This is a genomic window from Streptomyces sp. CBMA291, assembly GCF_014596525.1.
Lineage (GTDB): Bacteria > Actinomycetota > Actinomycetes > Streptomycetales > Streptomycetaceae > Streptomyces.
Map to the genome: position 1 here is coordinate 1 of NZ_MSJP01000020.1, position 849 is coordinate 849.

An 849-nucleotide genomic window follows, 5' to 3' on the forward strand; every position below is an offset into this window, starting at 1 on the left:
GACTCGTCTGTAGGTGATCACGCAGCAGGCGAGTTTCAGGAAGGCTTCGTGGATGTCGTCGCGGATGTCCCAGCGGATCCGTAGGCGCCGGAAGCCGTGGATCCAGGCGTTGGTGCGTTCGACGACCCAGCGGACGGTGCCCAGGCCGGAGCCGTGGGGTACGCCGCGGCGGGCGATGACCGGTTTGATGCCGCGTTTCCGCAGCAACCGGCGGTATTTGTCGTAGTCGTAGCCCCGGTCGGCGAACAGCTGCCGGGGCCGGTGGCGGGGGCGGCCGGTCCTTCCCCGGATGTGCGGGATGGCGTCGAGCAGGGGCAGCAGCTGGGTGACGTCATGGCGGTTGCCGCCGGTCAGGGTGATGGCGAGCGGGGTGCCGCCGGCGTCGGTGATGACGTGGTGTTTCGAGCCGGGCCGGGCGCGGTCGACCGGGCTCGGCCCGGTTTTGGGCCGCCCCGACGGGCCTGGTGGTGCGAGCCGTCGATCACCGCCCTGGACCAGTCCAGTTTCCCGGCGCGGTGCAGCTCGGTCAGCAGCACCTGGTGCAGCCGGTCCCACACCCCGGCCTCGTGCCAGTCCCGAAGCCGTCGCCAGCACGTCATCCCGGAGCCGAAGCCGAGCTCCTGCGGCAGCCACTCCCACTGGATCCCGGTATGCAGCACAAACAAGATCCCCTGCAGGCAGCCGCGATCATCCAACGGCAGCCGCCCCGGATTCCGCGCCCGGCGCTGCCTGACCGGCAGCAACGGCTCGATCCGCCCCCACAGATCATCCGACACCACCCACGGAGGCCCCTTCCCCTTCCCCATAACCCGCTCAACGAGCAACCGAGGAAGGAGACATGGGTTCAAC

At 69.7% G+C, this 849-nt stretch carries 1 protein-coding gene; it reads right to left on the minus strand.

All coding sequences use genetic code 11. The features are described 5' to 3' along the window. A protein-coding gene (locus BU197_RS05665) for an IS5 family transposase (protein ID WP_188267097.1) occupies positions 1-806 on the minus strand; the annotation gives its coding sequence in 2 pieces (ribosomal slippage) (positions 1-446 and positions 446-806; 807 coding nt annotated over the 2 pieces). This gene is flagged as partial in the annotation. Positions 807-849: the final 43 nt, after the last annotated feature.